The 6,628-nt window shown below is 37.0% G+C and carries 6 protein-coding genes and 1 tRNA gene; 1 reads left to right on the forward strand and 6 read right to left on the reverse strand.

What is annotated here, in order from left to right; all coding sequences use genetic code 11:
- Positions 1 to 73 precede the first annotated feature (73 nt).
- Positions 74 to 158, forward strand: a tRNA-Leu gene (locus tag KKC91_02160).
- Here the strand turns inward: KKC91_02160 and KKC91_02165 are convergent.
- The 6 genes from KKC91_02165 to KKC91_02190 all read right to left on the reverse strand — a co-directional run bounded on the left by KKC91_02165 (position 140) and on the right by KKC91_02190 (position 6,235).
- On the reverse strand, positions 140 to 988 hold the full coding sequence (locus KKC91_02165) for a hypothetical protein (protein ID MBU0477355.1): 849 nt from the start codon (positions 986 to 988) through the stop codon (positions 140 to 142). The two genes, KKC91_02160 and KKC91_02165, sit on opposite strands and share 19 nt — an antisense overlap.
- 16 nt (positions 989 to 1,004) lie before the next feature.
- On the reverse strand, positions 1,005 to 1,493 hold the full coding sequence (locus KKC91_02170; protein ID MBU0477356.1) for a bifunctional nuclease family protein: 489 nt from the start codon (positions 1,491 to 1,493) through the stop codon (positions 1,005 to 1,007).
- A complete protein-coding gene (locus tag KKC91_02175; GenBank protein MBU0477357.1) occupies positions 1,490 to 2,311 on the reverse strand; it encodes a lipoate--protein ligase family protein in 822 nt (273 codons plus the stop codon). Before KKC91_02175 ends, KKC91_02170 begins: the two co-directional genes overlap by 4 nt.
- Positions 2,311 to 3,258 carry a sugar kinase gene (locus KKC91_02180; GenBank protein MBU0477358.1) on the reverse strand — a complete coding sequence of 316 codons (948 nt, stop codon included), beginning with the start codon at positions 3,256 to 3,258 and terminating at the stop codon, positions 2,311 to 2,313. Before KKC91_02180 ends, KKC91_02175 begins: the two co-directional genes overlap by 1 nt.
- A gap of 133 nt (positions 3,259 to 3,391) precedes the next feature.
- A complete protein-coding gene (locus KKC91_02185) occupies positions 3,392 to 5,311 on the reverse strand; it encodes a 5-formyltetrahydrofolate cyclo-ligase (GenBank protein MBU0477359.1) in 1,920 nt (639 codons plus the stop codon).
- Entirely contained in the window at positions 5,312 to 6,235 is a 924-nt protein-coding gene (locus KKC91_02190) for a peptidyl-prolyl cis-trans isomerase (GenBank protein ID MBU0477360.1), read from the reverse strand. It lies immediately after the preceding gene.
- Between the last annotated feature and the right edge of the window lie 393 nt (positions 6,236 to 6,628).

Here is a 6,628-nt window from a genome sequence, read left to right on the forward strand (position 1 = left end):
CAAGTGGTAAGGCAGAGGTCTGCAAAACCTTTATCCAGCGGTTCGAGTCCGCTTGCCGCCTCTAAGTATTACTGCCGGAGTGGCGAAATTGGCAGACGCAAGGGACTTAAAATCCCTCGAACTTTTAGTTCATGCCGGTTCAAGTCCGGCCTCCGGCACTCTGTTCCTTGTCACGTTCATCCTTAAGTCTTCTTTTGCCCTCTTCAAAGAACGGTTCGCAGAATTCACTTGTCCATGTTCTCTCCTGAAAACTGCGGTTCTTTACAGTATTTAGAAAATCCTGAAATTGCTCAAAATATGAACCATAAATATGAAAGCTGTCTGTTATGTCAGCATATCTGCCAACAATAACTTGTTCATGAATTTTCTTACTTATACGTGCGGCTACTAATTTCTGTAGGTCAGTCAAGGCAAATATATTCATAAATGCTGCCTTAAAACCGTCTCTTGAACGCCAATGTGTGTTCATATTCAATACTAATCTCTTATGCTCATTTTTTGAAAGTCTAAACCAGCATCTTTGAAGACACGGCGGGTCATATGTAGGCGGATCAGTTTTAGGATTCCATGTTATTGCCTGAGCTCTGCGGCTATAGGGAGTCTGTGCAAGCTTATTTACAATATAGTCTATCTGATTAATCGCCGCCGTGCCTTCCACCTCATATTCAAAAAGCCGTTTGTGATACGTGTATGTCCATTTTCCTTGTTCAGGACTAATCCAGTGATCATGAATACCTTCTACGACCTCCTGGCGGTAGATTTCTAACTCCTCAAGTCCCGCTGGAAAAGCACGGTGAATTCGCGGCTCAGCAAAGGGATCATCCACAACCATTATCATTGTACAATCTCTGCTAGGAGGATCCTCTTTTTTATCATACTCTGTTTTTATCTTGAGACCTTTATTCCATGTCTCAAGCACCGCTTTTTCCCACACCTCTGCTAAAGTTCTCCCTCTAACAGATAGAACCGGTATATTTCCTGTATTCATTATATTTGCTTCTCCGTCACATCTTGTACCTGCTAAAATCCTCTGTATTAAGATCTTTTAAAAGACCCCTAAAATCTTCTGTTTTCCCTTCAATTTCTGTAACATTCACAGTTGTAGCCTGCTCAATTACTTTTTCATCAACGAGAATAGAAACACCAGCACGTAATGCTAGAGCTATTGCATCACTTGGACGCGAATCAATAAGAAATGTCCTTCTTCCCAATTTAATCTTTATTTTTGCAAAAAACGTGTTCCCATTAAAGCCGTCTATGTTTACTTCCAATATTTTCGCTTTGCACACTTCAATCACAGATCTTATAAGATCATGAGTTAATGGCCTTGCCGAACTCGCTCCAACTAATTTCATTGCAATAGCACTTGCCTCAGATATTCCTATCCATATAGGAAGAGTTCTTTTTTTATCACTATTTTTCAAGATTATAATAGGCATATTATTTGTGGGATCAATTGCCACCCCTGCGACAAACATCTCTATCATGCTCATTCTACTAAATTCCTTTTTCTGCTTACATTCCAATCTGGGCTATCATACTGTAAATTATCTAGCTTTTCAACAAGAGTTATCTCTGTCTTCGTCAAACCCTCTTCCCTAACCTCAGTTTTAAACAGCTCTTCAAACCCAAGACATATTGCGCGTTTTAATTTGCCGAGATCAATAGAATAACCTAACTCCTTTTTTAGAGAGGTTACATTATTTACAAAATCTTTATGAAACTTTCCGAATGGCAAATTAGTTTTAAAAATACTGTGCATTTTCCCTATATCAAAATCAATCAGAATAGAACCGTGTTGAATAAGCCTATCTTTAACCCTTCTTTGTGCGCTGCCTACTATTTTCCTTTTCCGAACTACAATATCATAATTCGATGATTCAACAAAACATACTGGCGACTCTCTTTCTCGCAATTTTACTTCTCTTTTTCTGTTTCCTGCATTAATTCCTAATGACTTCAAACCAATAATAATAGCTCCACATATGACTTTATATGATTCGCAAATATCTATGGGGATAATCCCCCCAGTGTTGGCAGTAAATGAATAGGTTAATTCCATATCGTGCAGTATTGCTCCTCCTCCAGTAGGCCTGCGTACATAGTTCATGCCCAAGCTCTTACAATTTTCCAGATCAATTTCCTTATGTAAATCCTGAAAATATCCAATTGAGACAGCAGGAGGAGTCCATGTATACAGACGTAATGTATATTCAAAACCTGTTTCGGCATGACGAGAAAAGATAGCTTCATCTATTGCCATATTTCTTGAGGCAGTGTTGCCTTCTGAATCAATAAGCCTGAATACCATTAGAAAGGGTCTTGTTTATGATCTTCTATAAACTTAATCGTCTCATCAAAGCTTCTGATACCTGCTTTAGCCCCCATAGCTTCTACACAGCATGCTCCAACAGCACAGGCAAACTCAGCTGTTTTGCGTAAGTTCCAACCTTTTAATACACCTGCTAAAAACCCAGCAACAAAAGCATCTCCAGCACCAGTAGCATCCACAGGTTTGATTATAAAAGGAGAAACTTTTACTGTTTCATTATCACTAGACTTAACAAAACAACCTTTACTGCCCATTTTCAAGCCAACAATCTTTATCCCATATTTAAGAAAGAAATTCGCTATCTTCTCTGCCGACTCTAAACCTGTTATCATTCTTGCTTCTTCAATACTAGGCAAGAATATATCTATATATTTCAGAGCAGGCTCAATATTTTTAAGCCACTTTCCCTTAGCATCCCACGCAGTGTCTAGTGAGGTCATAATCCCCATGCTCCTAGCTTTATTTAAAACATGTGCCGTTTGAATTCCGTCAAAGGTTGGCATAAGGAAACTTCCCGCAATATGAAGAATTTTACACCCTTTAATTATATTCCAGTCAATATCATTCTCTGTAAATGTTCCGTCTGCGCCATAGCAATGTATAAATCTTCTTTCTCCATCATCCTCAACTAATGCCAACGAACATGACGTATTTACGTTATTGTCCTTTCTTATGCCCTGAACATTTAATCCGCATTGAGACATCTCCTTTATGAGATAATCTCCAAAACCATCATTCCCAACCTTTCCAATCAGTGCTGTATCAACACCAAGCTTTCTCAGAGCTGCTCCTGTGTTGCTTGCACATCCCCCTGTATGAAGTTCAATCTTCTCAACAATGCCAAGCTTTCCTCTCCCAGGAATATCATTAACAGGTTTCGCAACAACATCAGCAACAAGAATACCAAGACATACTACCTTCGCCATAACATAATCCTCCTTAAATTTCCCAAATAAAATCCGAAATTTCAAATCCGAAACTCGAAACAAATTCTAAATTCAAATTTTCTAAATTCAAAACATTGTTTTGAACATTTGTATTTTGGTCATTTGATATTGTTTAGTATTTCGTGCTTCGTGCTTCGAATTTAATAGATTTCAGGACTCTTTCTTCAGTTATAATTATATGCACAGGGATATCTTTCTTCTCATGTGGAACATCTCTAATAACCTGAAAATCAAATGCAAGACCAATTAATACAGCCTTTCCTGAAACTGATTTTAGAAAGTGATCGTAATATCCTCCACCACGGCCTATTCTATTTCCATTCTTATCAAAACAAACTCCAGGAACGATAATTAGATCCAGGCTACTTGCATTTATGGGTCTGTAACTTTCCTTTTTAGGAAATAAAATTCCGTATTCTCCTTTTGTAAGATCCCTGTCAAAATTCTTCAAAAGAGATGCACACATTTCACGATTTCCACTGCCTTCTATATAAGGAACACTTACTATTTTACCCATTTTCATTGATTCTAAAACCATATCCTTTGTTTGAACCTCATCTTCTTTTCCAACATAGAACATAACCGTTTTAGATTTTTCAAAAACATCCAGTTCGAAAAGCTGCTTCTTAATTTGTTCACTTTTAGCTGCTATTTCATTATAAGATGTCTTTTGGCGTTTCTCTATCATCTTCTGGCGTAATATATGTTTTGATGTATTGCCCATACGCTCTTTTATTTTTCTTTCATATCCCTGTTCTGTGGGATTATAATACTCAGGAATATCAGGCGCATATTCCTGCTCTACATAATGGTCCTTATAGTTGTGAGCATACTTATAATCCTGACCGTGTCCCAGAATCTGAGCTCCCGGATACGACCCTACTTTAAGATGATCAGGTATTTTTTTTAACTTATTGTTTTTTACGTCCTCTAATGCCTTATCTATTCCAAGATAAGAGGCATTGCTTTTTGGAGCAGTCGCAATATAAGTTACTGCCTGAGCAAGAATTATCCTTGCCTCTGGCAAACCTACAAATTCAGATGCCTGCAAAGCTGCATTAGCTAAAATCAATGCATTCGGGTCAGCATTGCCAACATCCTCAGAAGCGCATATAACAATTCGCCTTGCTATAAACCTTGGATCCTCGCCCCCATAAATCATCTTTGCAAGCCAGTAAAGACTTGCATTGGCGTCTGAGCCTCTCATGCTCTTTATAAACGCAGAGATCGTATCATAATGTGCGCCTTCATCTTTATCGTATACTACCTGTTTTTTGCCGACAGCTTCTTCAGCCATCTTTATTGTAAAATAAATAACACCACTTTTATCAGACTTGCCTAATAATACACCCAACTCAAGAGCATTAAGAGCCCTTCTTCCATCTCCGTCTGAACATTTAACAATATGTAACAACGCATTATCATTTATTTCAATTTTCAATTTGCCAAGTCCTCTCTGCTTATCCTTTAACGCATTCCCTATAATAAGCTTCATATCTTCATCGGAAAGAGGATATAATTGAAATACCCTTGATCTTGAAAGCAATGGACTGTTTATTGTAAAGAAAGGGTTATGAGTGCTTGCTCCAATCAATGTTACAATATTATTTTCAACAGCAGGCATTAACCCATCCTGCTGCGCCTTATTAAACCGATGAATTTCATCAATAAAAAGTATTGTCTTTATATTGTTCATTTCCTTTCTCGTTCTTGCGGATTCAATAGTCTTACGTATTTCTGAAATGCCGGATGTAACTGCATTAATTCTGTCAAAATGGGATTTTGTTACATTGGCAATAATATAAGCAAGTGTTGTTTTCCCTGTCCCAGGAGGGCCGTATAGTATTAGGGATGTTATTTTGTCATTATCAATAGCTTTTTTAAGAATCCCTCTCTCACCTAGAATATGTTCCTGCCCAACAAACTCTATAAGGGTTCTGGGCCTCATTCGAACAGCTAGAGGAGTGTTGCTGTCAAATTTTGAGTTTTGAGTTTTGAGTTTTGAATTTTTGTCAAAATCAAAGAGGTCCATTTATTCTGCCATATTCTTTTTAATATTAATATCTGCTTCTTTTTTTAACGCATTTACAAAATTTGAATATATACTATCTGCTTTTTTACTAAACAGAATCCTATATATATCATCTTTAACCTCTGATAATTCCTTCGCCTTTGATAGCTTTCTTCCTTCTAATCTTATAATATGATACCCTGTCTGTGTTTTGACTAAATCTGCAATCTCGTTAACCTTTAATTTTGATATTGCCACACCTAGTTCAGGCAGTAATTCGCTCACATTAATAAAACCAAGATCTTCTCCTTCCCTGGCCATGTCCTCTCCGCCTTTAATCCTTTCCAGAAGTTCCTTTGCTGTTTGTTCAGCTGTTTTCTCATCATCTTTCATTTTGATAAGTATCTGTCTTATTTTTACCTGCTCAGGCTCTAAAAAATCCTTTTTATGAGCCTGATAATACTGATTAATTTCGTATGACTCTATTATTACTTTTGAATTAACTTTAAATTGAATTATTTTCTTTATCATTAAACTTCTCTTATATTTATCTTCTAAAGTTTCCAGAGTTAACCCCTCATTTCTTAACACTCTGTAAAAATCATCTAAGTTTTCAAACTTGCTTTTTGCAGTATTTACCATTTTTTCTATCTCTATTTTGTCAACCTTAATATTTTCTCTTTTTGCTTCGCCCAATAACAGGCACTCTTTAATTAAATCATCCGGTATTGATTTCTTCCTATCTCTCAGCTGCTTCTCCAACTCTTCTCCGGAATAAGCCGTTCTGTATGCTTCTTCGATTTCAAAAACACGCTGCTTAAATTGACTATAAGTAATTACCTCTCCATTAACTGTTGCCATAATATAATCAATTACCTCGCTGAATGCAGCAGTTGAAAAACATAATAATAAAATTACTACCAAACGATATAATGTTGATTTCATTTGCAGCTCCTTTCTAATATATGAGGCTATTATAAAATTAGTTTCGTTTAAAAGCAAACATATCTGACTCTATAATTCTTTTCAATCTTTATTAAACCCTTAATAAGCTGAGAAAGTGGCTTTGTCTTGCTTCTGCAGTGAGATATAAAGGTTTATTGAATGTCGCCTGTAAGCCGTCGCACGCAACGGCTTGTTCGCAGGTCTTTGGTGTTCATTTTGTGTAAGGTACGGTTCCCGTTTCATCTACCCTGTAACCCATACGTGTTAAGTTAAGCTAATAAGTTTTCTCGCCGATGTGGTTGACATCGGTGTTTTTTTGTGCCATTATACCGATAGCCGTAATAATGCTATCGGCATAGAAAGGAGACAGTTATGACGAAGGAGAACAGAAGG

This window comes from bacterium (genome assembly GCA_018812485.1).
Classification (GTDB): Bacteria; JAHJDO01; JAHJDO01; order JAHJDO01; family JAHJDO01; genus JAHJDO01.

What these genes read in the sequence shown, in the direction of transcription:
- KKC91_02165 (MBU0477355.1), bottom strand. Translation starts at nt 988, where the DNA reads ATGAATACAGGAAATATACCGGTTCTATCTGTTAGAGGGAGAACTTTA.
- KKC91_02170 (MBU0477356.1), bottom strand. Translation starts at nt 1,493, where the DNA reads ATGAGCATGATAGAGATGTTTGTCGCAGGGGTGGCAATTGATCCCACA.
- KKC91_02175 (MBU0477357.1), bottom strand. Translation starts at nt 2,311, where the DNA reads ATGGTATTCAGGCTTATTGATTCAGAAGGCAACACTGCCTCAAGAAAT.
- KKC91_02180 (MBU0477358.1), bottom strand. Translation starts at nt 3,258, where the DNA reads ATGGCGAAGGTAGTATGTCTTGGTATTCTTGTTGCTGATGTTGTTGCG.
- KKC91_02185 (MBU0477359.1), bottom strand. Translation starts at nt 5,311, where the DNA reads ATGGACCTCTTTGATTTTGACAAAAATTCAAAACTCAAAACTCAAAAC.
- KKC91_02190 (MBU0477360.1), bottom strand. Translation starts at nt 6,235, where the DNA reads ATGAAATCAACATTATATCGTTTGGTAGTAATTTTATTATTATGTTTT.